The sequence below is a fragment of the Actinoplanes subtropicus genome, assembly GCF_000721705.1.
Taxonomy (GTDB): Bacteria; Actinomycetota; Actinomycetes; order Mycobacteriales; family Micromonosporaceae; genus Actinoplanes; species Actinoplanes subtropicus.
This window is the reverse complement of sequence record NZ_JOJL01000018.1, coordinates 81335-108260: the sequence shown is the minus strand read 5'-3', so window position 1 is coordinate 108260 and position 26926 is coordinate 81335. Positions and strand designations below refer to the sequence as shown.

At 72.6% G+C, this 26926-nt stretch carries 25 protein-coding genes; 18 read left to right on the top strand and 7 right to left on the bottom strand.

Annotation, left to right across the window (positions count from 1 at the left end; all coding sequences use genetic code 11):
- Positions 1–86 precede the first annotated feature (86 nt).
- A complete protein-coding gene (locus IH26_RS0124530; RefSeq protein ID WP_030438578.1) occupies positions 87–1493 on the bottom strand; it encodes an amidohydrolase family protein in 1407 nt (468 codons plus the stop codon).
- 150 nt (positions 1494–1643) lie between these two features.
- Here IH26_RS0124530 and IH26_RS0124525 point away from each other — a divergent pair, with 150 nt between their 5' ends.
- The 5 genes from IH26_RS0124525 to IH26_RS0124505 are packed head-to-tail and all read left to right on the top strand — an operon-like array spanning position 1644 to position 5773.
- Positions 1644–2798, top strand: a complete 1155-nt coding sequence (locus tag IH26_RS0124525; RefSeq protein ID WP_245665469.1) for a CaiB/BaiF CoA transferase family protein — start codon at positions 1644–1646, stop codon at positions 2796–2798.
- Positions 2780–3592 (top strand): citryl-CoA lyase, encoded by an 813-nt coding sequence (locus IH26_RS0124520; RefSeq protein ID WP_030438576.1) that lies wholly within the window; start codon positions 2780–2782, stop codon positions 3590–3592. Before IH26_RS0124525 ends, IH26_RS0124520 begins: the two co-directional genes overlap by 19 nt.
- A gap of 2 nt (positions 3593–3594) precedes the next feature.
- Positions 3595–4458: a DODA-type extradiol aromatic ring-opening family dioxygenase gene (locus IH26_RS0124515; RefSeq protein ID WP_030438575.1), complete on the top strand. Its 864-nt coding sequence runs from the start codon at positions 3595–3597 to the stop codon at positions 4456–4458.
- Complete coding sequence (locus IH26_RS0124510) at positions 4455–4817, top strand: hypothetical protein (protein ID WP_030438574.1); 363 nt, start codon at positions 4455–4457, stop codon at positions 4815–4817. The genes IH26_RS0124515 and IH26_RS0124510 overlap by 4 nt, the downstream gene beginning before the upstream one ends.
- The gene (locus IH26_RS0124505; protein ID WP_030438573.1) at positions 4814–5773 is read left to right on the top strand and encodes a quinone oxidoreductase family protein; all 960 of its coding nucleotides are present in this window, start codon (positions 4814–4816) and stop codon (positions 5771–5773) included. The genes IH26_RS0124510 and IH26_RS0124505 overlap by 4 nt, the downstream gene beginning before the upstream one ends.
- Here IH26_RS0124505 and IH26_RS0124500 read toward each other — a convergent pair.
- The gene (locus IH26_RS0124500) at positions 5762–6586 is read right to left on the bottom strand and encodes a sigma-70 family RNA polymerase sigma factor (protein ID WP_030438572.1); all 825 of its coding nucleotides are present in this window, start codon (positions 6584–6586) and stop codon (positions 5762–5764) included. The genes IH26_RS0124505 and IH26_RS0124500 overlap by 12 nt on opposite strands.
- A gap of 125 nt (positions 6587–6711) precedes the next feature.
- Here IH26_RS0124500 and IH26_RS0124495 point away from each other — a divergent pair, with 125 nt between their 5' ends.
- Positions 6712–7170 carry a carboxymuconolactone decarboxylase family protein gene (locus IH26_RS0124495; RefSeq protein WP_030438571.1) on the top strand — a complete coding sequence of 153 codons (459 nt, stop codon included), beginning with the start codon at positions 6712–6714 and terminating at the stop codon, positions 7168–7170.
- Between the two features lie 15 nt (positions 7171–7185).
- On the opposite strand, the gene IH26_RS0124490 is transcribed toward IH26_RS0124495, so the two are convergent.
- From IH26_RS0124490 to IH26_RS0124480, 3 genes are read right to left on the bottom strand one after another with little or no spacing between them, the layout of a single operon-like run.
- Positions 7186–8244 (bottom strand): vWA domain-containing protein, encoded by a 1059-nt coding sequence (locus IH26_RS0124490; protein WP_157437368.1) that lies wholly within the window; start codon positions 8242–8244, stop codon positions 7186–7188.
- Between the two features lie 37 nt (positions 8245–8281).
- Positions 8282–8902, bottom strand: a complete 621-nt coding sequence (locus IH26_RS0124485) for a class F sortase (protein WP_030438569.1) — start codon at positions 8900–8902, stop codon at positions 8282–8284.
- Positions 8902–10089 (bottom strand): hypothetical protein, encoded by a 1188-nt coding sequence (locus tag IH26_RS0124480; protein ID WP_030438568.1) that lies wholly within the window; start codon positions 10087–10089, stop codon positions 8902–8904. The genes IH26_RS0124485 and IH26_RS0124480 overlap by 1 nt, the downstream gene beginning before the upstream one ends.
- Positions 10090–10294: 205 nt before the next feature.
- Between IH26_RS0124480 and IH26_RS56060 the strand changes: the two genes are divergently transcribed.
- From IH26_RS56060 to IH26_RS0124465, 3 genes are all read left to right on the top strand, one after another.
- Positions 10295–11824 (top strand): serine/threonine-protein kinase, encoded by a 1530-nt coding sequence (locus tag IH26_RS56060; protein WP_051808455.1) that lies wholly within the window; start codon positions 10295–10297, stop codon positions 11822–11824.
- Between the two features lie 70 nt (positions 11825–11894).
- Entirely contained in the window at positions 11895–12845 is a 951-nt protein-coding gene (locus tag IH26_RS0124470; protein WP_051808454.1) for a serine/threonine-protein kinase, read from the top strand.
- A 7-nt stretch (positions 12846–12852) separates the two neighbouring features.
- Positions 12853–13587 (top strand): 16S rRNA (uracil(1498)-N(3))-methyltransferase, encoded by a 735-nt coding sequence (locus tag IH26_RS0124465; protein ID WP_030438565.1) that lies wholly within the window; start codon positions 12853–12855, stop codon positions 13585–13587.
- 12 nt (positions 13588–13599) lie between these two features.
- Here IH26_RS0124465 and IH26_RS0124460 read toward each other — a convergent pair whose 3' ends face one another.
- A complete protein-coding gene (locus IH26_RS0124460; protein WP_084599037.1) occupies positions 13600–14478 on the bottom strand; it encodes a hypothetical protein in 879 nt (292 codons plus the stop codon).
- A gap of 189 nt (positions 14479–14667) precedes the next feature.
- On the opposite strand from IH26_RS0124460, the gene IH26_RS0124455 reads away from it, so the two are divergent.
- On the top strand, positions 14668–16191 hold the full coding sequence (locus IH26_RS0124455; protein ID WP_030438563.1) for an ABC transporter transmembrane domain-containing protein: 1524 nt from the start codon (positions 14668–14670) through the stop codon (positions 16189–16191).
- Positions 16188–17909 carry an ABC transporter ATP-binding protein gene (locus tag IH26_RS0124450; protein WP_030438562.1) on the top strand — a complete coding sequence of 574 codons (1722 nt, stop codon included), beginning with the start codon at positions 16188–16190 and terminating at the stop codon, positions 17907–17909. The genes IH26_RS0124455 and IH26_RS0124450 overlap by 4 nt, the downstream gene beginning before the upstream one ends.
- On the opposite strand, the gene IH26_RS0124445 is transcribed toward IH26_RS0124450, so the two are convergent.
- On the bottom strand, positions 17880–20267 hold the full coding sequence (locus IH26_RS0124445) for a glycoside hydrolase family 3 protein (RefSeq protein WP_030438561.1): 2388 nt from the start codon (positions 20265–20267) through the stop codon (positions 17880–17882). The two genes, IH26_RS0124450 and IH26_RS0124445, sit on opposite strands and share 30 nt — an antisense overlap.
- A 23-nt stretch (positions 20268–20290) precedes the next feature.
- Here IH26_RS0124445 and IH26_RS0124440 point away from each other — a divergent pair, with 23 nt between their 5' ends.
- The 7 genes from IH26_RS0124440 to era all read left to right on the top strand — a co-directional run bounded on the left by IH26_RS0124440 (position 20291) and on the right by era (position 26897).
- The gene (locus IH26_RS0124440; protein ID WP_030438560.1) at positions 20291–20644 is read left to right on the top strand and encodes a histidine triad nucleotide-binding protein; all 354 of its coding nucleotides are present in this window, start codon (positions 20291–20293) and stop codon (positions 20642–20644) included.
- The gene (locus IH26_RS0124435; RefSeq protein WP_030438559.1) at positions 20641–22017 is read left to right on the top strand and encodes a serine hydrolase domain-containing protein; all 1377 of its coding nucleotides are present in this window, start codon (positions 20641–20643) and stop codon (positions 22015–22017) included. Before IH26_RS0124440 ends, IH26_RS0124435 begins: the two co-directional genes overlap by 4 nt.
- A 126-nt stretch (positions 22018–22143) precedes the next feature.
- Positions 22144–23220 (top strand): PhoH family protein, encoded by a 1077-nt coding sequence (locus tag IH26_RS0124430; protein WP_030438558.1) that lies wholly within the window; start codon positions 22144–22146, stop codon positions 23218–23220.
- Between the two features lie 24 nt (positions 23221–23244).
- Positions 23245–23715, top strand: coding sequence for an rRNA maturation RNase YbeY (gene ybeY / locus IH26_RS0124425; protein ID WP_030438557.1), 471 nt, complete (start codon positions 23245–23247; stop codon positions 23713–23715).
- A gap of 5 nt (positions 23716–23720) precedes the next feature.
- Complete coding sequence (locus IH26_RS0124420) at positions 23721–25091, top strand: hemolysin family protein (RefSeq protein ID WP_030438556.1); 1371 nt, start codon at positions 23721–23723, stop codon at positions 25089–25091.
- Positions 25084–25452 carry a hypothetical protein gene (locus tag IH26_RS0124415; protein ID WP_030438555.1) on the top strand — a complete coding sequence of 123 codons (369 nt, stop codon included), beginning with the start codon at positions 25084–25086 and terminating at the stop codon, positions 25450–25452. Before IH26_RS0124420 ends, IH26_RS0124415 begins: the two co-directional genes overlap by 8 nt.
- Positions 25453–25952: 500 nt before the next feature.
- Positions 25953–26897: a GTPase Era gene (era, locus tag IH26_RS0124410; RefSeq protein ID WP_245665478.1), complete on the top strand. Its 945-nt coding sequence runs from the start codon at positions 25953–25955 to the stop codon at positions 26895–26897.
- Positions 26898–26926: the final 29 nt, after the last annotated feature.

Here is a 26926-nt window from a genome sequence, read left to right as displayed (position 1 = left end):
TGTCATGCCCTCCTGGCCCTCGCCTGCGAGGCCGTCGTTATGTCCGGCTGGGTGCCGCTCGGTGCAGTCGGTCATGACGGGGAACCCTACTTGGTGTACTGGTAGGGGTTGTGCAGGACGCGGGCCTCGGGGATCTCCGGGTTCATGCCGCGCTCCCAGGCCTGTTCGCCCAGTGTCTCGCGCAGGTAGTCGACCGTGGCGGCGACCTTGGCACGGGCCGCGGCGACGTCCGCGCCGACCAGCTTGCCGTCGCGCTTGACCACCTTGCCGCCGACCACGACGGTGTCGACGTCCCCGCGCTGCGCCTGGAAGACCACGTGACCGTACGGGTTGAGCACGGGGAACATGGCCGGCGACGCGTCGTTCTTGATCAGCACGACGTCGCCCTGGCGGCCCGGGGTGAGGGCGCCGATCGAGGAGTCCAGGCCGAGCGCCTTGGCGCCGCCCCGGGTGGCCCAGTCCACGACCTGCTCGGCGCGCAGCTGGTGGTGGGTGACGGTCTCCTTCTTGCCGTGCGCCTCCTGGTGCTCGCGGACCCGGTCGGCGCTGAGCGTGGTGCGCATCGCCGAGAAGAGGTCGCCGCTCCACCACACGCTGGTGTCCATCGACAGCGACACCGGCACGTCGTGCTTGCGCAGCTGCCAGGTGGGCGGGTAGCCCTGGCCGGCGCTCTGCTCGCTCTCGGTGGAGACCGACACCGACCCGCCGGTGGCGGCGATCCGGTGGTACGAGTCGCTGCTGAGCGAGGCGGCGTGGACGTAGACCGTCCCCGGGGTCATGAAGCCGTTCTCGTACATCAGCCGGATGCCGTCGTCGGTGGTGACGCCCCAGACGCCGGCGTGCGTGGTGACCGAGACGCCCAGGTCGCGGGCCACCTCGAAGGCCGCCTTCTCCTGGAACGCGGGGTCGCCGGGGATGTCGAACGCGAGCTGGAAGCCGGCCAGCTTGCCGCCGTCGATCCGGCGGCGGTAGAAGTCGTGGAACGCGTCGGAGGTCGACCACTCCCACGGGCCCTGCTGGATGTTGCCGTAGGCGAGCACGAACCGGCCCGGCACCGCCTCGAGCGCGTCCACGGCCGCGTCGGCGTGGTCGGTGGTCTGCAGGCCGTGTGACCAGTCCACGGTGGTGGTGACGCCGGAGTCGATCGCCTCGAGCGCGCCGAGCAGGTTGCCGGCGTAGATGTCCTCGGGGCGGAAGAGCTTGCCGGACTCGAGGTAGTACCAGACGAAGTACTGGGTGAGGGTCCAGTCGGCGCCGTAGCCGCGCATGGCGGTCTGCCACATGTGCCGGTGCGTGTCGACCATGCCGGGCATCACGATGCCGCCGGTGGCGTCGATCTCGACGGCGCCCTCGGGCGCGGTCAGGCCCGGCCCGACCTCGGCGATGCGGCCGTCAATGATCAGCACGTCGGCGCCGGGCAGCACCGTGTGCGCGTCGTCCAGGGTGAGAACCAGGCCGTTTCGGAAGATCACCGGCCGGTCGCTGTCGCTCATCGCCCATCCTTTCACGGTTTCCGGACCACTGTCCGCAGAGCGGGCAGGGCGAGTGGCGCCAGTGTGCGCCGGGTCACGCCCGGGGTCAATAAGCCGAGCCGACGTTGTTGACAGTCCTGCTCCCACAGCGCAAGCTGACTTGGCGGACGAGTGTCCGCAGAACGGGCGGTGATGATGGCGCAGGGTCCCTTGCACGGTCTGCTGGTGGCCGATTTCTCCCGGATCCTGGCCGGGCCGTACGCGACGATGCTGCTGGCCGACCTCGGTGCTCAGGTGATCAAGGTGGAGGGGCCCGGTGGGGACGACACCCGGACCTGGATGCCACCGGTCCGTGACGGCGTCTCGACCTATTATCTCGGGATAAACCGGAATAAGCGGTCTATTGCGCTGAACTTGAAGGACCCCGATGATCAAGAGCTTGCGCGGTCGCTGGCCGCGCGGGCGGACGTGATGATCGAGAACTTCAAGCCGGGGGGTCTGGCCCGCTTCGGGCTTGATTATGCGTCCGTGTTGTCGCTCAACGAGAAGATCATTTACGCAAGCATCAGCGGCTTCGGGTCCGGGGCCGGGTCCGATCTGCCCGGATATGATCTGATGGTTCAGGCTATTTCGGGGCTGATGAGCTTGACGGGCGACGCCGACGGGCCGCCGTACCGCGCCGGGATCTCGGTGTTCGACGTGATGGCCGGGATGCACGCGACGATCGGCATTCTCTCCGCCCTGCACCATCGTGCCGCCACCGGGCGCGGCCAGCACGTCGAGGTCAACCTGCTCTCGTCGGCCCTCTCCGGCCTGGTCAACCACTCCAGCGGGTACGTCGCCGGGGGCACGGTCCCGTTCCGGATGGGCAACGCGCACCCCAGCCTCTTCCCGTACGAGCCGCTGCCCACCGCCGACGGCGAGCTCATCGTGATCGCCGGCAACGACGGCCAGTTCCGCAAGCTGTGCCAGGTGCTCGACCTGCCCGACCTGCCGTCCGACCCGCGCTTCGCCCGCAACCAGGACCGTACGGCGAACCGCGCGGAGCTACGCCCGATCCTGGTGGAACGGCTCGCCAAGCGGGGCAGGCAGGAGTGGTTCGACGACCTGATCGCGGCCGGCGTGCCGTGCGCGCCGATCAACACGATCGACGGCGGCGTGGCGTTCGCTTCTTCGCTCGGCCTGGATCCGGTGATCTCCGCCGGCGGCGTTCCCGGCGTCCGCAACCCGATCACCTTCTCCGAGACCCCACCGGCGTACGAGCTGCCGCCGCCGGGACTCGACGAACACGGTGAGGAGATCCGCGCGTGGCTTCGTCAGAATTGAGCTTCCCGACCGGGCTGGGCACGTCCACCGCCTCTTCGATCTCCCTGCTCGGCCAGGACCTGGCGGCCGACCTGATGGGCAAGGTGGGCTTCGGCGAGCTTGCGTTCTGGCTGGTCGCCGGGCGGCGGCCGACGCCGGGCGAGGTGCGGCTGTTCGAAGCGGTGCTGGTGGCGCTGGCCGACCACGGCTTCACGCCCACCGCGATCGCGGCCCGGCTCACCTACCTCTCGGCCCCCGACTCGCTGCAGGGCGCCCTCGCCGCCGGCCTGCTCGGCGGCGGCTCGCGCTTCCTCGGCGTGACCGAGGACTGCGGGAAGTTCCTCGCCGACACCCTGGCCGCGGCCGGCGCCGAAGACGACACCCCGGCCGCGGCCGGCGATGACCGGGACTACGACGCGATCGCGCTGGCCGCCGTGCGCCGGGCCCGCGAGGAGAAGCGGTTCGTCCCCGGCCTGGGCCACCCGGTGCACAAGGAGCAGGACCCGCGCACGCCGGTGCTGATCGCCATCGCGGAGGAGGAGGGCCTGCGCGGCCCGCACCTGCGGCTGTTCGAGGCGATCGGCCGGGTGCACCCGCAGGTGCTCGGCAGGCGGCTCCCGCTGAACGGCGCCGGCGTCTGCGGCGCCGCGCTGGCCGACCTGGGCCTGCCGACCGACCTGCTGCGCGGATTCGCGCTGCTGGCCCGGGCCGCCGGGCTGCTCGGCCAGCTGGCCGAGGAGCGCCGCCGGCCGATCGCGAACCAGATCTACCTGACCGTCGACCGGAACGCCGTCTACGAACCCCGAGAGGACTGACTATGGCCAGCATCGTCGCGGTCATCGCCTCCACCCACCATCCGTTCTACTACCGGGCCAGCACCTCCACCGGCGAGGACCGGCCGCCGTTCGCCGACGAGTGGGTCCGGAAGATCACCGCGTTCCGGGAGACGCTGACCCGGGCGAACCCGGACGTGCTGGTGATGGTCGGCTCCGATCACTTCCACCAGCTGTGGCTGGACAACATGCCGCAGTTCCTGGTCGGCAAGGCGCCGTTCTACGACGCCAACTGGTACAACGAGGAGCGCGAGTTCGGCCTGCCGCGGATGCTGCTCAAGGGCCAGGAGGACCTCTCCGCGCACATCCTGCGGGCCGGCCTGGACTCGGGCTTCGACCTGGCGTTCAGCAACGAGCTGCGGATCGACCACAGCGTCACCTGCCCGATCATCACGCTGCGGCCCGAGGCGGACCTGCCGATCGTGCCGATCTACACGAACATCTTCGCGCCGCCGCTGCCGCAACCGAAGCGGTTCGTACAGCTGGGCGAGGCCATCCGCCGCATCGTCGAGGAGTGGCCGTCGCATCTCCGCGTCGCGGTCATCGGCACCGGGCACCTGTCGCTCGAGCTGGGCGGCCCGCGGCAGTTCGGGCCGCACGGGCCGGACCCGGAGTTCGACCGGCGGGCGGTCGAGTGGATCGCCACCGGCGACCTGGACAACTGCCTGCGCGAGGTGTCGCTGGAGAGCCTGCACGCGCCGGGCAACGCCACCCACGGCTTCATGGACTTCATGCTGATGATGGGCGTCGCGGGCGCCGGGGCGAAGGCCGATTACGTCGACACCCTTGACCTCTTCCACACGATGGAGGCTTACTTCACCTGGTACCCGAACGGAGCGCCGGCATGAGCAAGTACCTGCTGAACAAGTTCCTGTACACGGTGGACCGCGACCCATCCCTGGTCGAACGCTACCGGGACTCGCCGGGCGAGATGGTCAGCTGGTGGGAGGCGGAACGCGCGAACGCCGTGCTCAACTGCGTCACCGGCGAGGCCAGCACGTGGCAGCGCTTCACGGACGAGGAACGCACGGCGCTGGTCGAGCATGATCACTGCAAGTTGTTCGAGCTGGGCGCGCACCCGTTCCTCACGCTCACCCTGTTCATCGCGATGTTCGAGCGGGACAACACCGAGCCGCTGGAATACCAGAAGGCGTACGGCGCGCGGATGGCTCACTTCGCGCTGCCCTACCCGGACATCGCGACATGATCCCGGCGGCCGTGCTGCGGATCTGTGGCCGGCCCCCGGCGCTGGAGAAGCGGCCGGCGCCGGTGCCGGGCGCGGGCGAGGTGCCGATCACCGTGGCGGCCGCGCCGATCACCCCGCTCGACCTGCTCTGCGCGACCGGCACCAGCTACTTCGGGGTGCCGGCCACGCCGTACGTGCCGGGGGTGCAGGGCGCCGGGTACCGCGACGACGGCACGCCGGTGTGGTTCGCCACCTCGGCCGGGATGCGGCCCGGTGACGGGAGCATGGCGGCGGCCGTGTCGGTGCCGTACGTGGATGTCGTGCCACTGCCGCGCGGGGTGCCGCTGCCGCTGATCGCGGCGCTCGGGCTCTCCGCGGTGGCGGCGCACTCGGCGCTGACCCGTACCGGGGGGCTGACGCCCGGGGAGACCGTGGTGGTGCTCGGCGCCGGTGGCGTGGTCGGGCAGGCCGCCATCCAGCTCGCCCTGCTCTCCGGCGCGGGCCGGGTGATCGCCGTGTCCCGCTCGGTGGCGGCGCTCGAGCGGGCCATCCGGCTCGGCGCCGAGGAGGCCGTCCGGCTGCTCCCGGAGGACGACCCGGTCTCACTCGCCGACCGGCTGCGGGTCGCCACCGGGCCGGCCGACCTGGTGCTCGACCCGGTCTTCGGGGTGCCGGCCGCGGCCGCGCTGCGGGTGCTGCGCCCCGGCGGCCGGCTGGTCAACCTGGGCAGCACGGCCGCGCCGACCGCGCCGATCGACTCGGCGACGCTGCGCAGCGGTTCGCTGCGGGTGCTCGGCTACACCAACAACGCGCTCTCGGTGGCGCAGCGGGCCGAGTCGCTGGGCGAGGTGGCGTCGTTCGCGGCCGCCGGCCGGCTGACCGTCGCGCACGAGTTGGTGCCGTTCGCCGACGTCGCCGAGGCCTGGGCACGCCAGGCCGCCGGCGACACGAACGGGCGGATCGTTCTAGTCCTGTAGCACCTCGACGTTCAACGCGGCGAGCTGCGTCGGGTCGGTGATCGCGTCCAGCACGGTGATCAGGCCGTCCACGATGGTGACCCGCAGCGCGACCTTGACCGCGCCCTCGAGCACCACGGCGATGCCGAGCGCGCCGTCGAGCAGGGCCGGGCGGGCTGCCTGCGCGCGGCCGGCGAAGAAGCGCGCCACCCCGTCGGCGCCGCGCTGCTGGCTGACCGGCCCGATCCGCATCTCGACGTCCGGGTCGAGCAGGGCGAGCAGCATGCCCAGGTCGCCGCCGCGGGAGGCGTCCAGGAACGCGTCGACCACCCGGCGGTCGGCGGGCGTGCCCGCGTTCGGGGTGGTGCGTACCCGGCGACGGGCCCGGCTGGCGAGCTGGCGGGCCGCGTCCGGCGAGCGGCCGACGATCGGCGCGATCTCCTCGAACGACACCGCGAACATGTCGTGCAGCACGAAGGCGAGCCGCTCGGCCGGGGTCAGCGTGTCCAGCACCACCAGCAACGCGAGGCCGACCGAGTCGGCCAGCATGGCCTGCTCCTCGGGGCTCGCCGCGGCGGCCGGCTGCTCGGCGGCGTACTCGTCCTCGCGGCGGGCGGTCCGCGACCGCAGCATGTCCAGGCAGACCCGGCCGACCACGGTGGTCAGCCAGGCCGAGAGGTTGGCCACCTCGTCGCCGCCGCTGCGGCTCAACCGCAGCCAGGCCTCCTGCACCGCGTCGTCGGCCTCGGCGGTGTTGCCCAGCATGCGCAGCGCCACCGACCGCAACCGCGGCCGGTTCGCCTCGAACTGATCCGCCAGCACCACGTTGTCCATCGTTGTCCCGCCCCCTTTGTGGCTTATGCCACATCGGTCACATTCGCCGTACGGCCTTCGTCTACCCACCGACGAACCAGAGCGCGCCGATGTGACGGCGCCGGCGAAATCGAAGGAGAAAGACGATGACTGCTCGTCTCGAGAACCCCACCGCGTTGATGCCGGACACCGTGAAGGCGGTCAACATTCTCTACAAGTCGGCGCACTCGGCCGGCCTGGACCCGGTCGTGCTGGAGCTCGTCCACCTGCGGGCCAGCCAGATCAACGGCTGCGGGCCGTGCGTCGACTCCGGCGCCCGGGCGATGCGCAAGGCCGGCCAGAGCGACGACCGGCTCTTCGCGGTTCCGGTGTGGCGGGAGACGCCGTACTTCACCGAGCCCGAGCGGGCCGCGCTGGCCCTGGCCGAGTACGCCACCCGGCTGGCCGACCGGGCGGACGCTGTGCCGGACGAGATCTGGGACGAGGCCGCCAAGCACTTCGACGAGAAGCAGCTGGCCGCGATCGTGCTGTGGATCGCGACCACGAACTTCTTCAACCGGATCAACGTCACCACCCGGCAGCCCGCCCCGCAGAACTGGGGCTGAGTCGGTCGGGAGTGGTCAGGACCAGGGCGTGCCGTGCTCCCGGGGCACGACCGCCCGGCCCCGGGCCGGCTGCGGCGCGCGGGCCCGGCCGACGAAGACGCTGGTCAGCGCGGGCGGCCCGGCCGCGGGCCGGGGCCGCCGGCCGCGCGCGATCAGCAGGATGACGATCGCCACCACGGTCGCGAGCCCGGTGGCGATCAGCATCGACCCGACGATCGTGCTCCGCACCCGGGTGGCGCCGCCCGGGGCGGCGCCCGGCGCGGGCACCACGGCGTCCCCGGTCAGCGTCAGGTCGCCGGTGTCGATCCGGACGTTCACGGTGGCCGGCAGCTTCGGCGGGGTCGCGAAGCACACCAGGTAGCGGTCGCGCAGCGTGGACTCGACCTGATCGAGGGCGGGCACCACCACCGGCTCGCTCGCCGGGGCGAAGAAGCCGCCGGTCGCCGCCGCCGCGTCGGACCAGAAGCCGCTGGCCGCGGCGGTGCCGACCACCACGAGGATGGTGCCGGCCGCGCGGAAGTCGTCGGCGAGATCGGCGGCGCGGGTCCCGCCGGCGTTCGCCGCCGAGGTGTAGAGGACCACCACCCGGCGGCCGGTCTCGACCCGGGGGAACTGCGAGCGGGCCAGGGTCAGCGCGGCCGTGGTGTCCCGGTCGCCGTCGGCGCGGATGCCGGTGAGCGCGCCGACCACGCCGGACGGCCCGCGCAGCGCGCCGGTGGCCGGGGTGGCCGGGCGGCGGTCGGGGATGACCACGGCCTGGGTGCTGGTGGGCGCCTCGAGGATGAACCGGGCGGCGGCGCTCAGCCAGGCCGGCAGGGTCGCGGCGCCGGCGGTGGAGGCGTCCACCACGATCGTGACGGCCAGGCCGTCGGACATCACCGGGACCAGGTCGGCGCTCTCCTTCTGGCCGTTCAGGGTGACCTCGACGCTGCGCTTACCGGTGCCGTTGCTGGCGCTCAGGTCGACCACCAGGGTCGTCTCGCCGCCGCCGCTGAGCACGCCGGCCACCGGCAGCGGCACGGCGGCCTGCGCCGGTGGGGGAGCGAGCAGCGGCCCGGCCAGCAGCACGATCACCGCGACACCCCAGCGCCGCACGCGGCCGTGGGCCCGCTCAGGCGGGCGTGGCGAACGCGATGACATTGTCCCGGTAGCTTCCGCGAGCCCGGTCGAAGCTGCCGCCGCAGGTGACGAGCCGGAGGGTGGGGTCCAGGGTGGGCGCGTACACCAGGTCGGTGGGGAACTGCACCTTCGGCACCTTGGTGACCTGCGTTATCCGGAAGGTGGCCGAGCTGCCGTCGGCCCGGTCGACCTGGATGGTGGTGCCCGGCCGCGCCCGGTAGAGGTCGAAGAAGATGCCCGGCCCGGCCGTCGAGTCGACGTGGCCGAGGATCACCGCGGGCCCGGCCTGGCCGGGACGCGGGCCGTACTCGTACCAGCCGGCGATGTCGGTGGTGGCCGGGACCGCGATCGTGCCGTCCTTCTGCAGGCCCAGCTTTTCGATCTTGGCGTTCACCTGGAGCGCCGGGATCCGCAGCCGGACCGGCAGGGCCACCTCGTCGAAGGTGCGCACCGACTTGAACGCCTCGGCCGGCGCCTGGTCGCCGGCCGGTGGCGCGGCCACGACGGCAGTGCCGGGGCGGCCGACCGCGGCGGGCGGCGCGGCGCCGGCCAGCGCGGCGAGCAGCCCGAGGCCGAGCGCGGCCAGGACCGTGGTCCGGGCGTACGGCGGCATCAGTGTTTTTCCACGATCGCGGCCAGGCCGCCGTACCCGGTCTGGGCGCCGCCCTGCGGCAGCTTCGCCGCGACGGACGCGCCGAACGCGTCGGCCATCGTCCGGGCCAGGTCGAACATCTCCTGGTACGTGTCGTAGGCGACGTCGTGCGCGGTGGCGTAGTCCTTGTTCGCGTACGCGTCGGCGTGCCTCATCAGCATCATGTCGTGCTTCTGGAGCGCCGCGGTGACATCCGGCGTGCTGATCCGCTTGCCGGTGGCGCCGGAGAGGAACGCGCCCATCCGCTTCTCGACGTCGGCCATCGCGGTCCTGGCCTCGTTCTGCTTGGCCGTGTCGCCGGCGGCCTCGGCGCTCGCATACGCCACCAACTGCTCGACGTGGTCGGCCCACAGCGACTGGAACTGCTTGGCCGCGGCCGCCCCGAACAGCGTGTCGATCGCGGCGGTCAGGTCCTTGGTGTTCCCGTTGATCATCTGGCCGGAGGCGGCGAAGTCGGGCGAGCGGGTCACCGCGGCGCGGGTGAGGTCTTCGACCAGCGCGGCGTGCTCGGCGAGCAGCTTGCCCAGCTGGGAGCGCAGCCGCCAGAGCGGTTGCTGCAGGGTGGCCCGGTCGGCCGGGGGCAGCAGCGCGTTCGCGAGGGTCAGCCCGAGGTCGTACGTGTGTTGATAGCCCATCCGGTACATCTGGTCGGCGCCGGCGTAGTCCTTGGCCGCGTACGCGTCGGCCTGCGCTGTCAGATGTCCGACATGCTCGACGATCGCCCCACGGGCCGCCTTCTGGGACAGCCGCCCGTGCGAGGCCGCCGCGAAGAAGTCGCCGAGCTCCTGTTCGTACTCGACGAGTTCCTTGCGCGCGTCCGCCTGGGCGGCGGCGTCCTGCGCCGCGAGCGCGCCCGCGTACGAGAACAGCGTGACGATGTGCTCGGACCACATCGGACTGAACTTGTCGGCCGCCGCCTTGCCGAACAACTGGCCGACCAGGTTGGTCATGGCCGTCGTGTTCTTGCCCAGCGCGGCGTTCGCGGCCTGCACGAAGTCGTCGTCGCCGCGGATGCGGCTGCGCATCAGGTCGGCCGCGAGCACCGAGTGCTGACCGAGCAGCGCCTCGAACTCGATCGCCAGATCGGCCGCCGAGGGGGCCGCTTGATAGCGGACCGGCTCGACCGCCGGTGCCGCCGAGGGTGCCAAAAAGAGGAGACCGGCAGAGAGGAGAGGCAGCGCCCGCCAGAGCCGACCAGATCCAGGTATCCGCATGTGCCTCATCGCCAAGCTTCGCCACGGAGGAAGTCAGGGCCGACCATAACGCCACGCCGCCAGCCGCGCGAGCCCGTAGAGCGATCCCTCCCGCACTGAGCGTCCATGCAGTACGGTCATCTTTGCTCAATGACACACATTGATCTTCGGAGTGACCGGCATGGTGACGGTGGGGCAGCGGGTCGCCGAGCGCTACCGGCTCCTGCGTCCGCTCGCCGCCGGGGGCATGGGCGGCGTGTGGCTCGCCCACGACGAGGCCGGCGACGATTTGGTCGCGCTCAAGAAGTGCGCCGTGCCCGACGGCCTCACCCGGGACGAGCAGGATCTCTTCCGGGTGTGGACGGTCCGTGAGGCCCGGGCGTTCGCCGGCGTCGGCCACCCCAACGTGGTGCGCACGCTGGACGTGCTGCCCGGCGACGACGACCCGTGGATCGTCATGGAGTATGTGCCGTCCCGCTCGCTGCAGCAGGTGATCGACGAGTCGGGCGCGCTGCCGCCGGCCCGGGTGGCCGGCATCGGCCTCGCCGTGCTGGACGCGCTGCTGGCCGTACGCCGGATGGGTCTGCTGCATCTGGATGTCAAACCCGGCAACGTGCTGATCGCCGACGACGGCCGGGTGATGCTCACCGACTTCGGCCCGGCGGTCACCACCGAGGGGGTCCGGGCGCTGGCCACCGCCGGCATCATCCTGGGCTCGCCGAAATACCTGGCGCCCGAGCGGCTGTACGACGGGGTCGCGCTGCCCGAGTCGGACCTGTGGTCGCTGGGCGCGACGCTCTACCACGCGGTCGAGGGGCATCCGCCGTTCGTCCGGGACACCACGGCCGCGACGCTGCTGGCGCTCACCGAGGGCCCGCCCGAGCCGCCGGCCCGGGCCGGCGCGCTCGTCCCGGTGATCGCCGGCCTGCTGCGCATCGACCCGGAGGCCCGGCTCGGCCCGGAGGCGGTGGAGGAAGGGCTGCGGGCGGCGATCCGGCAGCCGTCCGCCGGCCCGGCGCTGCCCGCCCCGGCGCCCTCCACCCGGGCTGACCCGGCTCCGGAACCGGTCGCGAGTCGGCCGGCGGCGTCCCGCGGGGCCGGCCGGCGGACGGTCGTGCTCGCCGGCACCCTGGTCGTGCTGATCGCGGCGCTGGTCATGATCCTCGTGGTGACCCGGCCGGGCCGGCAGCCCACCGCCGGCCCGCCGCCCACCTCGGCCGTGCAGGTGGAGGTCGCCGCCCCGGCGCCGCCGCCCAAGGGCTTCGTCTGGCACGTCCGGCCCGGCGAGTTCCGGGTGGCGCTGCCGCAGTCGTGGAGCGCCGGCCAGTCCGGACCGTTCGCGGCGGCCGGGCCGCACGGCACCCCGCAGTTGTCCGCGCGGGTGGTGTCGACGCCGCTCAATCCGGTGGCCATGCTGACCGGCGAGGAGTCGACGATCGGCCTGCCCGGGTACCGCCGGATCCGGATCGTGGACCAGCCCGACGACGTGTGGTGGCAGAAGGCGACCGTGTGGGAGTTCACCTACCAGCGGGGCGGCGACACGATGCGGGCCATGCAGGTGGTGATCCCCGATCCGGCGAGCCGGAAGAGCATCGTCCTGGACTGGCGGACGCCGCGGACGGACTGGGCCCGGGACCTCACCACTTTTGATCAAATCGCGGGCACCTTCAGCTCTCTCTTAGGAGAATGACGTACGGTGCGGGAGTGTCCGCACCGCGCCTCCGGATCGAGCTCATCGCGTGACATCGCATGCTTCCCTGGTGCGGACGGGTCAGCTCGTCGCCGACCGATATTGGCTGGTCAAGCCCCTCGGTGGGGGCGGCCTGGGCCGGGTCTGGCTGGCCCGCGACCGCACCGACGACCGGCCGGTGGCGATCAAGCGCTGCGCCCTGCCGGAGGGTCTCGCCCCCGAGGCGGGTGGCCTGTTCTTCGCCTGGACGGTCCACGAGGCGCGGGAGCTGGCCCGGCTGCGCCACCCGAACGTGGTGCGCGTCCTCGACGTGATCCCGGACGACGAGCCGTGGATCGTCATGGAGTACGTCCCGTCCCGCTCGCTGCAGGACGTGATCGACGAGTCCGGCCCGCTGTCGCCTCTGCGGGTCGCCGAGATCGGCCTGGCCATGCTCGACGGCCTGAACGCCGTGCGCCGGGCCGGCCTGCTGCACCTGGACATCAAGCCGGGCAACGTGCTGATCGCCGACGACGGCCGGGCGATGCTCACCGACTTCGGCCCGGCGGTCACCACCGTCGGCCTGCGGGCGCTCGCCGCGGCCGGCATCGTGCTCGGCTCGCCGAAATACCTCGCGCCCGAGCGGCTGATCGACGGGATCGGGCTGCCCGAGTCGGACCTGTGGTCGGTGGGCGCCACCCTCTACTACGCGGTGGAGGGCCGGCCGCCGTTCGCGCGCCCGACGATCGACGCCACCCTGCTGGCCATCGCCGGCGAGCGCCCCGATCCGCCCCGCCGGGCCGGCCCGCTCACCGGCGTGCTGGCCGGCCTGCTGCGGCACCGGCCGGCCGACCGGCTGACCGCCGGCGCCGCCGGGGCGGCGCTGAGCGAGATCGTGCTGGAACCGGTCGATGGCCCGGCCGGCCTGGCCTGGCGGCGCCGCCCGAGCCGGGAGCGGGTCGGCTTCGCGGTCCTGGCCGCGGTGGTGACCGCGCTGCTCGCGGTGGTCACCGTGCTGGCGCAGCGGTCCGGCGGCGCATAATTCTCCGGTGTCCGCGCCCCTGTTCCTGGTCGACGACCTGCCCGCCGGCCCGTCCTACACGCTGACCGGGCCGGAGGGCCACCACGCCGCCACCGTGCAGCGGCTGCGCGCCGGCGAGGCGCTGATCCTCGCCGACGGGCGCGGCGGCGTCGCGACCGCCGAGGTCATCGCGGTCGGCAAGGGCACCGTCGAGGTGCGGGTCACCGCCCGCGAGCGCACGGCGGCCGCCGCTCCCCGGCTGGTGGTGGCGCAGGGCATCGCCAAGGGCGACCGGGGCGAGCTGGCCGTGCAGGCGATGACCGAGATCGGGGTGGACGAGATCCTGCCCTGGGCCGCGTCCCGGTCGGTGGCGCAGTGGCGGGGCGAGCGCGGGGCCAGGTCCCGGGAAAAGTGGGCGGCCACCGCGCGGGAGGCCGCCAAGCAGGCCCGGCGTGCCTGGCTGCCGGTGGTCGGCGGCGAACCGGACTGCTCGACCAAGCAGATCGCGGCCCGGCTGGCCGGCGCGGCGGCCGGGTTCGTGCTGCACGAGGAGGCCACCGTGCGGCTGGCCGGGGCCGAGTTGCCCACCGATGGCGAGATCGTGCTGGTGGTCGGGCCGGAGGGCGGCATCGCCGACGCCGAGCGGGCCGCGTTCGAGGAGGCGGGGGCGGTGGCGGTGCGGTTGGGGCGCGAGGTGTTGCGTACCTCCACCGCGGGTGTCGCCGCGCTCTCCGTGCTCTCCGCCCGCCTCGGGCGCTGGTAGAGCGACGTAGACCTACCGGGCCCGCTCGAGCTGACGGCGGTCCAGGCCGGGCAGCACGATCGACGCGTCGAGGCCGTCGCCGGAGGAGATCTGGCCGGCCACCCGGGCGGCGATCCGGCGGGTGATCATCTTGCGCAGGCCACGGCCCCGGATGCTGCCGCGGAAGTCCGAGCCGGGCCGGCGCAGGCGGCCGGCCTGCCGGGCGATCGAGGGGATGAGCTCCGGGAACGGCGTGTGCAGCGCCTCGGTCGAGGGCGAGCCGAGGTAGTCGAACGGCGCCGAGCCGGCCATCGGCGCGAACTCCACGCCGATCAGCTTGAGGTTGCGGTGGGCGCGGTAGTCCAGCATCGCGACCAGGTGGCGTACGCCGGCCAGCCGCCCCGCGTTGAGGAACGTGCGGTAGAGCAGCGAGCTGACCGCCAGCCCGGAGCGGCCGCCACGGTAGGCGGGCAGCACGGCGAGCGTGGCGAAGTCCCAGATCCGGCCGGTGTGCATGCCGTGCAGGGCGACGATCGTGGACAGGTCGGTGTCGATGCACGCGGGCGCGTCGTCGAGGGTCTTGCCGCCGCCGTCGACGACCCGGGCGGCGCCCGCCGGCAGGCCGGTCCGGCGGTCGAGGACCAGGAAGAACAGGCTGTCGTCCTCGTACCGGCGGTATTCGGTGGTCATCGTCTGCGCGTCCATCTCGAAGGTCTCCTCGAAGACCATGCGCTCGACCGTACGGGCGACGTCGGCGAGCGGTGAGGCGGCGGCGACGGCCAGTGCCAGGAAGCGGCCGGGCCGCTCACGGTGCGTGGTGAGGGCCGCGGCGACGAGTCGGCGCATCGTGGTTTCGTCGAGGTCGTAAGTCACGGTGAGCAGCCCTTCGCGGCGGTGTTTACCCAGAGTCATGGCGGTCGCCCGAGCCCACCGCGCATATGGGGTGAATCGGACCTGTCCGACAATAGCAAAAAACTACGCTGCGTCAAAGTGGTCGTCATTACAGAGCGTTAGATCGTCTCCGCTCTGGGATACGGCCCCTTGATCTGGCGGCGGTTGGTGGGGTCAACTGCGAGAGGCCGCCGGGCAAGGGAGGACGCGGTGAACATCCTCTGGCGGGCGGTCGCCCGCAATCGATGGCGGCTGATGGCCGGGTGCGCGCTGATCGCGTTGCACCAGGGGTGCGAGGCGACCGTGCCGATCCTCATCGGGGAGACCGTCGACCGGGCGGTGGCGACCGGGTCGCTGGCCCGGCTGGCCGAGTGGGTGGGTCTGCTCGGGCTGCTGTTCCTGCTGCTGACCACGGCGTACCGGACCGGGGCCCGGCAGTTGATGCGGGCGCTGGCCGACGAGTCGCACGCGCTGCGGCTCGAGGTCGCCGCCAAGGTGCTCGACCCGCGCGCCGAGGTGCGCACCGGGGACGTGCTCACCATCTCGGCCACCGACGCCGATCACGCGTCCTATCTGCTGGACTACGTGCCGCGGATCATCGGGGCGCTGGTCGCGACGGCGGTCAGCGCGGTCGGGCTGTGCCTGATCTCCGTACCGCTGGGCCTGGTCGTGCTGGCCGGAACCCCGGTCGTGCTGATCGCGCTGCAGCGAGCGGCACCGCTGATCACCCGGCGGGTGGCCACCCGGCAGGAGGTCGCCGGCCGCGCCTCGTCGCTCGCCACCGACCTGGTCACCGGGTTGCGGCCGCTGCGCGGCATCGGCGCGCAGGAGGCGGCGGACGCCCGGTACCACTCGGTCAGCCGGGAGTCGCTGCGGGCGACGCTGCTCGCGGCCGGCACCCAGGGCGGGTTCCAGGCCGCCTCGACCACCGTGAGCACGCTGCTGGCCTGCGGGATCGCGATCGCGGCGGGCTGGTTCGCGCTGACCGGGCGGATCAGCGCGGGGGAGCTGATCACGGTGATCGGGCTGGCCGCGTTCCTGGGGGAGCCGTTCGGGACGCTGTCGGCGGCGCCGTCCTGGGTGGCGACCGCCCGGGCCTCGGCCGATCGGATCTCGGAGGTGCTCTCGGCTACGCCGGTCGCGGGCGATCTGTCCGGGCCGCCGGTTCTGCCGACGTCGGGGGAGTGCCTCGGCGTGGTGGTCGAGACCGATCCGTCGGAGTTGCTCCTGCTGTACGACGACGGCTCGCCGGACACCTTGGTCGCGCCCCACCACCCCGAACTGTTCTCCGGAACGATTCGGGAAAACATCGTTCTGTCGCGACAAATCGGCCTGGATGAAGTGCTCGACGCCTCGGCCGCCGACGACGTGGTCGACGCCCACCCCGACGGGCTCGACCACGCGATCGCCGAGCGCGGCTCCGCCCTCTCCGGCGGCCAGCGGCAACGGCTCGCCCTGGCCCGGGCGCTGCTCGCCATGCCCCGGCTGCTGGTGCTGCACGACCCCACCACCGCGGTCGACGCGGTCACCGAGCACGCGATCGCCCGGGGCATCCGCGACCTGCGGCACAGCCCCGGCTCCACGCTCGGCACCCTGATCGTCACCACCAGCCCGGCGCTGCTCGCGGTCACCGACCGGGTGGTGGTGCTGCGCGACGGCGAGATCGTCGCGACCGGCACGCACGCCTCGCTGGTCGCCGTCGACCCCGGATACCGCGCGGCGGTGCTGCGATGACCCTGCCCGTCGCCACGCCCGGGCAGACCGGCGGCTGGCTGCTCGGCCAGCTGCGGACCCGCCGGCTCGAGCTGGCGGTCACGATCGCCGTCGGGCTGGTCGCCGCGACCGCGTCGGTGGTTCCGGTGACCGCGCTGGGCCGGCTGGTCGATCTCGTACGGGAGCACGCCCACCCCGCCGCCCTCTTCCCGATCGCGCTCGTCGTGGTCGTCGCGGCGCTGATCGGCGGCGTCGCGTCGGGCGTCACCACGGCCCTGGTGAGCCGCCTCGGCGAACGGATCCTCGCCACGCTCCGCGAGGAGACGGTCGGCATCGCCCTGCGGTTGCCGGCCACCGTGCTCGACCGGGCCGGGCGCGGCGACCTGCTCTCCCGGGTCGGCGCCGACGTCGCCGCGATCGGGGCGGCCGCCGCCGAGGTGCTGCCCACGGTCATCTCGGCGGTCCTGCTGGCCACGCTCAGCGTCACCGCCATGTTCGGCCTCGACTGGCGGCTGGGGCTGGCCGGGCTCGCCGCCATGCCCCTCTACCTGGCCGCGCTGCGCTGGTACCTGCCCCGCTCGGCGCCGATCTACGCCCGGGAGCGCGCGGCGATCGGGGCCCGCTCGCAACTGCTCATGGAGAGCCTGCAAGGGGTGCGGACGGTCCACGCGTACCGGATCGAGGATCGGCACCTGACCGCGATCGACGGCGCCTCGGCCCGCGCCCGGGACCTGTCGATCGGCGTGTTCACCCTGTTCACCCGGTTCGTCGGGCGGATCAACCGGGCTGAGCTGGTCGGCCTCGCCACGATCCTGGCGGCCGGCTTCTGGTTCGTCCGGGCCGGCTGGGTCACGGTCGGCGAGACGGCGGCCGCGGCCGTGCTCTTCCACCGGCTGTTCAACCCGATCGGGATGATCCTGTTCACCTTCGACGAGATCCAGGAGGCGGGCGCGAGCCTGGCCCGGCTGGTCGGCGTGGGCACGCTGCCGGTCGCGCCGGCCGGCGACATCCGGCTGGACAAGGCCGACCTGGAGCTCGACCACGTGTGCTTCGCCTACGACGAGCGGGTGCCGGTGCTGCGCGAGATCACCCTGCGGGTCGCACCGGGCGAGCGGGTCGCGCTGGTCGGCTCCACCGGAGCCGGGAAAACCACGGTGGCGTCCATCGCCGCGGGCATCTTGCGCCCGCAGTGCGGTACGGCGTACGCCGGCGGCATCCCCGTCGACGACCTGGCGCCCGGCGTCATCGCGGTGATCAGCCAGGAGACCCACGTCTTCGCCGGCCCGCTGGTCGAGGACGTGCGGCTGGCCCGCCCGTCCGCGTCGATCCTGGAGGTCCGGCAGGCCCTGGCGACGGTCGGCGCGCTGGACTGGGCCACGGCGCTGCCGGCCGGCCTGCAGACGCTGGTGGGCGAGGGCGGGCATCCGCTGACCGCCGCGCAGGGCCAGCAGCTGGCGCTGGCCCGCCTCGTGCTGCTCGACCCGGCCGTGGCGATCCTGGACGAGGCGACCGCGGAGGCGGGCAGCGCGGGCGCCCGGGCCCTGGAGGAGTCGGCGCTGGCCGCGACCCGGGGCCGCACCACGCTGCTGGTGGCCCACCGCCTGACCCAGGCGGCCACCGCCGACCGCATAGTGGTCCTCGAACACGGCACGGTCCTGGAGGAGGGCACCCACACCGAACTGGTCGCGGCCGGCGGCCGCTACGCCGAGCTATGGGCGGCCTGGCAGTCCCGCTGCTGATTCCTCCGGGATCGTCAGGGTTGCCGACAGGCGGAGGTCGTCGACGGCGTGGGCGGCATGGATGGTGTAGTCGCCGGGGATGGTCTGCCAGCCGTTGTTCCAGAGCTGGAACGTGCGCTCGGGGAGCGGGACCCGGACCGTGACCGTTTCGCCGGGGTGGGCCTCGAGGTTGGCGAAGCCGGCCAGCCAACGCGACGGGCGGGACGGGTCGGGGGTGGTGGGGGAGACGTACACCTGGATCACCTCGCGGCCGGTGCGGGCGCCCGTGTTGCTCACCGTGACCATCGCCTCGGTGGCGTCGACCGCCAGCTCGTCGTAGGTCCACGTGGTGTAGCCGAGCCCGTGGCCGAACGCGTAGAGCGGGGCCTTGCCGGAGCGCAGCCAGCCCCGATAGCCGACGAAGACCCCTTCGTCGTACGAGACCACGCCGTCCCGGGGCTCGATGGCGAGGACCGGGCAGTCGGCCTCGGCCCGGGGCCACGTCGTGGGCAGCCGGCCGCCGGGCTCGGTCACGCCGAGCAGGACGTCGGCCAGGGCGGCGCCGCCCTCCTGACCCGGGAACCAGGTCAGCAGGATCGCCGCCACCTCGGACGACCACGGCATCAGGACCGGGGAGCCGGCGTTCACCACGACGATCGTGCGCGGGTTGGCCGCCGCCACCCGGGAGACCAGTTCGTCCTGACGGCCGGGCAGGGCCAGCGACGTGCGGTCGAAGCCCTCGGACTCGACCTGCTCGGTGGTGCCGACCACGACCACCGCCACCTCGGACTCGGCGGCCAGCCGGACGGCCTCCTCGATCATCCCGTCCTCGTCGGGGCGCGGCGGGCGGTGACCCAGGGTGGTGGCCACCGAATGGGCGGCGCCGGGGGCGATGAACTGGTCGAGGACGATCTCGGCGGGCACGCCGGCGGTCAGCTCGACGGTGACCCGTTGCTCGCGCGGCAACAGCAGCAGCTCGGCACGGCCGGTGTTCGGCGGGTGCAGCGAACCCTCGTACGCAAGCATGTTGTTGATCTTCAGTTGGAAGGTGCCGAAACCGGAGACCGCGAAGGTGTGCGGGCCGGTCTCGTCCGGAGTGCAGGTGGTCTCCAGGCGGAGGCCGTCGACCCGCGCGGGGTCCAGGCCGCCGGGGAGCGAGCCGATCCAGCGGACCGCGGCGGGGTCGACGCTGAAGGAGTGCGAGCCAATGGTCACCCGGGTCGGGCCGTGCAGGGCGGGCAGGAACGGGCGCGGGTCGGCACCGACGGCATACTCGACGTCCACTCCGGACAGCGCGCGGGCCAGGCCCTCCAACGGGGAGATCGTGTGCGGCGGGGACACCTGCGCGCTGCCGCCGCCGAGCACCCGCGCGTCCATCGCGAGCGCGCCGATCACCGCCACCCGGGTCAGGGCGGCCGGCTCGAGCGGAAGCGTGAAATTCTCGTTGCGGGCCAGCACGAAGGAGCGGGCCGCCACCTCGTGCGCGATCCGGTCACCGTCGTACACATCCGAGATCTCCGCCGGGGTGCCGAGGGCGCCCACCCGGGCGTCCAGGCGCAGCACCCGGCGTACCTTGTCGTCGATCAGCTCCTCCGGCACCTCGCCGGACCGGACCGCCGCCACCAGCGCCGCGCCCCACGGGTTCTCCAATTGCGGCATGGCGATGTCGAGCCCGCCCAGCGCCGCGCCCACCGTCGAACGGGCCGCCCGCCAGTCCGAGACGACCACGCCGTCGAAGCCCCACTCGTCCTTGAGGATCTCCTGCTGGATCCGCCTGTTCGAGGCCATCGGCGAGCCGTTCACCCCGTTGTACGCGCTCATCACGCCCCACCCGCCGGCCGCGACGACCCGCTCGAACGGCGCCAGGTAGATCTCGCGCAGCGTCCGCTCGTCGATCCGGACGTCCACCTCCATCCGGTCGGTCTCGAAGTCGTTGCCGACCAGATGCTTCACCGTGGTGCCCACTCCCTGCGCCTGCACGCCGCGCACGAAGCCCACCGCGATCTCGCCGCTGAGCAGCGGATCCTCCGAATAGCACTCGAAATGCCGGCCGCCGAGCGGGGTCCGCTGCAGATTCACCGTCGGGCCGAGCACCACGTGCACGCCCTTGCGCCGCGCCTCCTGACCCAGCAGCCGGCCCGCCGTCTCGGCCAGCGCCGGGTCCCAGGCCGCGGCGAGCGCGGTCGGGCTCGGCAGCGCGACCGACGGATCGTCCGGCGCCCAGCCCGTCCCGCGTACGCCGATCGGCCCGTCCGACATCACCAGCGACCGCAGCCCGATCCGCTCGATCGCGGGCAGCGACCAGAAATCCTGCCCGGCCAGCAGCGACACTTTTTCCTCGAGGCTGAGCCGCCCGATGACGTCCTGAATGTCGACCATCCACTCACCCTAAGATCTCGTAGGTGGACAACAACTGCCTGTTCTGCCGCATCGTCGCGGGCGAGATCCCGGCCACGGTCGTGCACGAGACCGACACCACGCTCGCGTTCCGGGACATCGACCCGAAGGCGCCGGTGCACGTCCTGGTGATCCCCAAGGAGCACCACCCCGACGTGGTCACCCTCGCCCGGAACGATCCGGCCGGCTCCGCCGACCTCCTGGCCGCCTGCGCCGCGGTGGCCGAGGGCGAGGGCCTGCTCATGGAGGGCTTCCGGTTGCTCTTCAACACCGGGGAATACGCCGGGCAGGAAGTGTTCCACGTGCACGCCCACGTCCTCGGCGGCGAGCCACTCGGCCCGATGCTGGCCCCCCGATGAGCGCCACTGCCCGCTTCGAGCGCGCCGCCCGCAAGGCCCAGGCCGACGGCCGCGTCCCGGCCCTGTCGGTCGCGCTGCACCGGGCCGACCGCGAGCCCTGGGTGCTCACCGTCGGCGACTCCGGCAACCCGGACCACCCGCTCGGCCCGGACACCCGCTTCCGGATCGGCTCGGTCACCAAGACCTTCACCGCGGTCCTCGTCATGCGGGCCCGCGACGAGGGGCTGCTCGACCTCGACCGGCCGATCTCGGCGTACCTCGACGTGCCCGCGCACGGCGACGCCACCCCGCGCCGGCTGCTCTCGCACACCGCCGGCTTCCAGCGCGAACCGGCCGGCGACGTGTGGGACACCCTGGTCACCCCGGGCGCCGCCGACCTGCTCGCCCAGCTCGACCAGGCCGAGCGGGTGCTGCCCAACGCCCGGCGGTTCCACTACTCCAACCTCGGCTTCGCCGTGCTCGGCCAGCTGGTAGCCAAGCTGCACGGCACGACCTGGGACGACCTGCTCGCCGACCGCATCCTCACCCCGCTCGGGCTGGCCGCCACCACCGTCGGCCGGCCGGCCCAGGCCGCGGTCGGCTACCTCGTCGACGAATACTCCGACGCCGCCCGCCCCGAGCCGCAACCCGACCTCGGCGGCGTCGGCCCCGCCGCCCAGCTGTGGAGCACCGCCACCGACATGGCCCGCTGGGCCGCGTTCCTGGTCTCCCCGGAGACCGCCGACCCGGACGGCAAGGTGCTCGCCGCGGCCACCCTCGAGGAGATGCGCTGGCCGCTCACGCCCCGCGAGGAGACGGTCTGGGCCAGCGGCTTCGGCCTCGGCCTGATCCTCGCCCCGCAGGCCCGCCGGGCCGTGCACGTCGGCCACGACGGCGCCATGCCCGGCTTCCTGGCCGGCGTCTACGGTCGCCGCGGCGACGCGGCGCCGGACGGGCTCGGCGCCGCGGTGCTCGGCTCCTCCGGCACCGCCGGGGAGATCAACGAACTGGTGCACGAGCTGCTCCGGATCGCCGTCGACGCCGACCCGGCCGAGATCAAGCCGTGGCGGCCGGCGCCGCCCGCGCCCCGCGAATACCGATCGGCGCTCGGCGTGTGGTGGAGCGAGGGCGGCCAGTTCGTCTTCTCCTGGCACGAGGGCGCGCTGCAGGCCCGGATCGCCGGGTCGCCGGCCGACCGGCCGCCGGCCGTCTTCCGGCCGCTGCCCGGCCGGCCCGACGTGCTGCGGACCGTCGCCGGGCGGGAGGCCGGCGAGTTGCTGCGGCTCACCCGCGATGAGCACGGGGTGATCGTCCGGATGCACTGGGCGACATACCGCTTCACCCGGGTGCAGGAGACCTTCGACGGTGGCGCGGCGTGGGACGGCGACGAGTGAGCGACCGATAATGGCATCGGCGGCGAACCGGCCAACCGGATACGATGGCACGATCCTTTCCTACCCGTCGCCGGTGTCAGCGACGCAGCAGATGAGAGCAGGTGGCGGAGGCCTGCGGGCCGCCCTATGACCGGTACGCCGAACCCTTCCAGCGCGGGCTCCAGCGGCGCGGCGCGGGTGCAGACCAAGATCTCGGTATCCGACCCGAAGATCATGGTTAACCTGCTGGGTGCCAAGGATGAAATCCTGCGGCTCATCGAGCGAACCCTCGCCAGCGACGTGCACGTCCGCGGCAATGAGATCACCATCACCGGCGACCCGGCCGAGAACGCCACCGCCGAACGCCTCTTCTCCGAGCTCATCGAGCTGATCGAGAAGGGCGAGACGCTCACCGTCGACTCGGTGCGGCGGACCGCCACCATGCTCGAGGAGAACACGTCCGAGCGCCCGGCCGAGGTGCTGACCCTCAACATCCTCTCCCGGCGCGGGCGCACCATCCGGCCCAAGACGCTTGGCCAGAAGCGGTACGTCGACGCCATCGACGAGAACACGATCGTCTTCGGCATCGGCCCGGCCGGTACCGGCAAGACGTACCTGGCGATGGCCAAGGCGGTGCAGGCGCTGACCGCGAAGCAGATCAGCCGCATCATCCTGACCCGCCCGGCGGTCGAGGCCGGCGAGCGGCTGGGCTTCCTGCCCGGCACCCTCACCGAGAAGATCGACCCGTACCTGCGCCCGCTCTACGACGCCCTGCACGACATGCTCGACCCGGAGTCGATCCCCCGCCTGATGGCCGCCGGCACGATCGAGGTCGCCCCCTTAGCCTATATGCGCGGTAGGAGTCTTAACGACGCGTTCATCATTCTGGACGAGGCGCAGAACACGACGCCCGAGCAGATGAAGATGTTCCTGACTCGGCTCGGCTTCGGATCGAAGATCGTGGTCACGGGCGACATCACCCAGGTGGATCTGCCGGGCGGCACGTCCAGCGGGCTCAAGGTGGTTCGCGAGATCCTGCAGAATGTCGAGGACGTGCACTTCGCCGAGCTGTCCAGCGCCGATGTCGTCCGGCACCGGTTGGTCGCCGAGATCGTTGACGCCTATGCGCGGTACGACGAGGCGCAGGAGCAACACGCCACATCCGTTCATGCCGTGCCCGGGCGCGCCGCCAGTGGCGGTGGCCGGTCCGGGCGTAGGCGCTGAGTTCAAGGGGTAAAGAGCACACCTATGTCCATCGAGATCGCCAACGAGTCGGGAGTCGAGGTCGACACCGACGCGATCCTCGCGGTGGCCCGGTACGCGCTCGACGAGATGGGGGTCAACCCGCTCGCCGAGCTGTCGATCCTGCTCGTCGACATCGACTACATGGCCGAGCTGAACCACCGCTGGATGGGTGGTGACGGCCCCACCGACGTCCTCGCGTTCCCGATGGACGAGGGCAGCGTCGACCACGGTCCGGGCGAGGCCGGCAGCGGTGAGCCGGCGCTGCTCGGCGACATCGTGCTGGCCCCGGAGGTGGCCGCCAAGCAGGCGGTGGCGGCCGGCCACCCGGCCGCCGACGAGCTGCACCTGCTCACCGTGCACGGTGCCCTGCACCTGCTCGGCTACGACCACGCCGAGCCGGAGGAGGAGCGGGAGATGTTCTCGCTGCAGAACCGCCTGCTGCAAGCGTGGCGGGCCGGCCGGCAGGCCGGTTGATCGCCGTGGAGCCGGCTCATCTACTCGCGGCAGGCCAGCCCTCGGCGGGCCTGCCGGACGTACAACTGATCTCCGTTGCCCTGGCCCTGGTGTTCCTGGCCGGGCTGGCGTCGATGGCCGACGCGGCGCTGGCCACGGTGTCGCCGGCCCGGGCCGCCGAGATGGCCCGGGAGGGGCAGCGGGGCGCGGCGGCGCTGGCCGCGGTGGCCAAGGACGTGGTGCGCCACCTCAACCTGCTGCTCCTGCTGCGGCTGATCTGCGAGCTGACCGCGACCACGCTGATCGCGCTGGTGGCCGTGGACAGCTGGGGGGTCGGCTGGCGGGCCGCGCTGGTCACGGCGGGCGCGATGACCGTGGTCAGCTTCGTCGTGGTCGGCGTCGCCCCGCGGACGGTGGGTCGGCAGCACGCGTACGCGGTCGGCCGGGCCTCGGCGCCGCTGGTCCGCTGGCTGGGCAAGGTGCTGAACCCGCTCGCCTCGCTGCTGATCCTGATCGGCAACGCGGTGACTCCGGGCAAGGGGTTCCCGGAGGGGCCGTTCGGCAGTCAGGTGGAGCTGCGCGAGCTGGTGGACCTCGCCGAGGAGCGCGGCGTGGTGGAGCACGGCGAGCGCGAGATGATCCACTCGGTGTTCGCGCTGGGTGACACGATCGCCCGCGAGGTGATGGTGCCGCGCACCGAGATGGTGTGGATTGAGACGTCGAAGACCTTGGAGCAGGCGCTCTACCTGTTCATGCGGTCGGGCTTCTCGCGCATCCCGGTGATCGGCGAGAGCGTCGACGACGTGCTGGGCGTGCTCTATCTGAAGGACGTGATCCGGAGCACCCAGTCGGGCGACCCGGCGGCGACCGCGCAGGCGGTGGCCGAGCTGATGCGGTCGGCGACGTTCGTGCCCGAGTCGAAGCCGGTGGACGACCTGCTGTCGGAGATGCAGTCGGCCCGCACCCACCTGGTGATCGTCGTCGACGAGTACGGCGGCACGGCGGGGCTGGTCACGATCGAGGACATCCTCGAGGAGATCGTCGGGGAGATCACCGACGAGTACGACGTCGAGCGGCCCCCGGTCGAGCACCTCGAGGACGGCGCGGTGCGGGTGACCGCCCGGCTGCCGATCGAGGACCTCGGCGAGATCTTCGGTGTGGAGTTGCCCGCCGACGAGGTGGAGACCGTGGGCGGGCTGCTGGCGCAGACGCTCGGACGGGTGCCGATCCCCGGGGCCGAGGTCGACGTGGGTGGCCTGCACCTGGTCGCCGAGGGCACGACCGGGCGGCGGAACCGGATCGATTCGGTGCTGGTGCGCCGGGTCGCGCGGCCGGAGCAGCCCGCCGAATCAGATACCGAGACCGAGACCGAGGAAAGACTGACCGCCGATGCCTGACCTGACTCCCGCCACCGCCGACAGTTCGGCGCTGAGCGCCGAGGACAACAAGCTGGTCACCCTGGCGAGAAGCGCACGCGCGCGGGTGGGTGCGGTCGAGGGCGCGGCCGTACGTGACCAGGACGGTCGCACCTATGCCGCGGCGACGGTGGCGCTGCCGAGCCTGGCGGTGACGGCGTTGCAGCTCGCGGTGGCGTCGGCGGCGGCGTCCGGCGCAACGAAGATCGAGGCGGCCGCGGTCGTCACCGAGGCGTCGGAGCTGGACGGGGCGGGGCACGCGGCGGTGCGTGACCTGTCCGGGGACGCGCCGATTCACGTGGCCGGCCCGACCGGCGCGCTGCTCGGCACGGTTACGGCATGACCGATAAGCCGGGCGTGGGGGACAAGTCGGGCCGGGGCGACAAATCCGGCGGGGGCGATAAGTCGGGTGCGGAGCGGCGGCTCACCCCTGGCGAGCGCAACGAACTGCGGCGTCAGGAGCGGCGCGCGGTCCGGCGGGCCGAGAGCGCGAGCGACGGCGGACGCGGGGCGCGGTCGGGCGCCGGCGGTGCCAAGCGCTCCGCCGGTGGTGCCGCGGGGCGGGCTGGCGCGGGCTCGGGTGGGCGCGCGGGTGCGGGTGCCGCGGGGCGGGCCGGCGCGGGCTCGGGTGGGCGCGCGGGTGCGGGTGCCGCGGGGCGGGCTGGCGCGGAGGAGGCCGGGCCGCAGGGCGGTGCTCAAAGCGGTTCCCGGACGCATCATTCAGGGGGCGGGCCGCGGGAAGACCGGACGGGCGGGACCGGGCAGCGCGGCGAGCGGGGCCGATCTGGTGAGAAAGCGGGACGGCCGGAAACCGGCGGGGTAGCTGTCACGCGTACGCCCAAAATGATGGAGGGAAACGCTCGGAAGGCGCACCGGCATGTGGAAGCGGCGCGGAGCGACGCGGCGGACGGCGTTTACCGGGCCGGATTCGCGTGCTTCGTGGGGCGGCCGAATGCCGGGAAGAGCACGCTGACCAATGCCATCATCGGGCAGAAGATTGCCATCACGTCGAACAAGCCGCAGACCACGCGACATGTGATCCGGGGGATTCTGCACCGGGAGAATGCGCAGCTCGTGCTCGTGGACACGCCGGGGCTGCATCGACCGCGGACATTGCTGGGGGAGCGGCTCAACGACCTCGTGCGGGAGGTGTGGAGCGAGGTCGACGTGATCGGCATCTGTTTCCCGGCGGACGAGCCGGTGGGGCGCGGCGACCGGTTCATCTCGGCCGAGATGGCCGAATTGAAGGCGACCGTCGTCGCGGTGGTCACCAAGGTGGATCTCGTCGATTCCCGGCGGCTGGCGGAGCATTTGCTGGCGGTCAGCCGGCTGCACGATTTCGCGGAGGTCGTGCCGGTGAGCGCGGTTTCCGGGCATCAGGTGCAGCATCTGGTGGACGTGATGATCAAGTATTTGCCGGAATCGCCGCAGCTTTATCCGGATGACGTGCTGACCGATGAGCCGGAGCAGGTTTTGATCGCCGAGCTGATTCGGGAGGCGGCGCTCGAAGGGGTCCGGGACGAGTTGCCGCATTCGATCGCGGTGCTGGTCGAGGAGATGATCGTCGAGGGTGGCCTGACCAAGATTTACGCGGATCTGTACGTGGAGCGGGACAGCCAGAAGTCGATCGTGATCGGCTCGCGCGGCGTCCGGCTCAAGGAGGTCGGCAGCCGGGCCCGGGGAGAGATCGAGCAGCTTCTCGGCGGGAAGGTTTATCTCGATCTTCACGTGCGCGTGGCCAAGGAGTGGCAGCGTGATCCCCGTCAATTGCGCAAGTTGGGCTTCTAGTTTTGCGTATTATGGGATAATTCACTCTG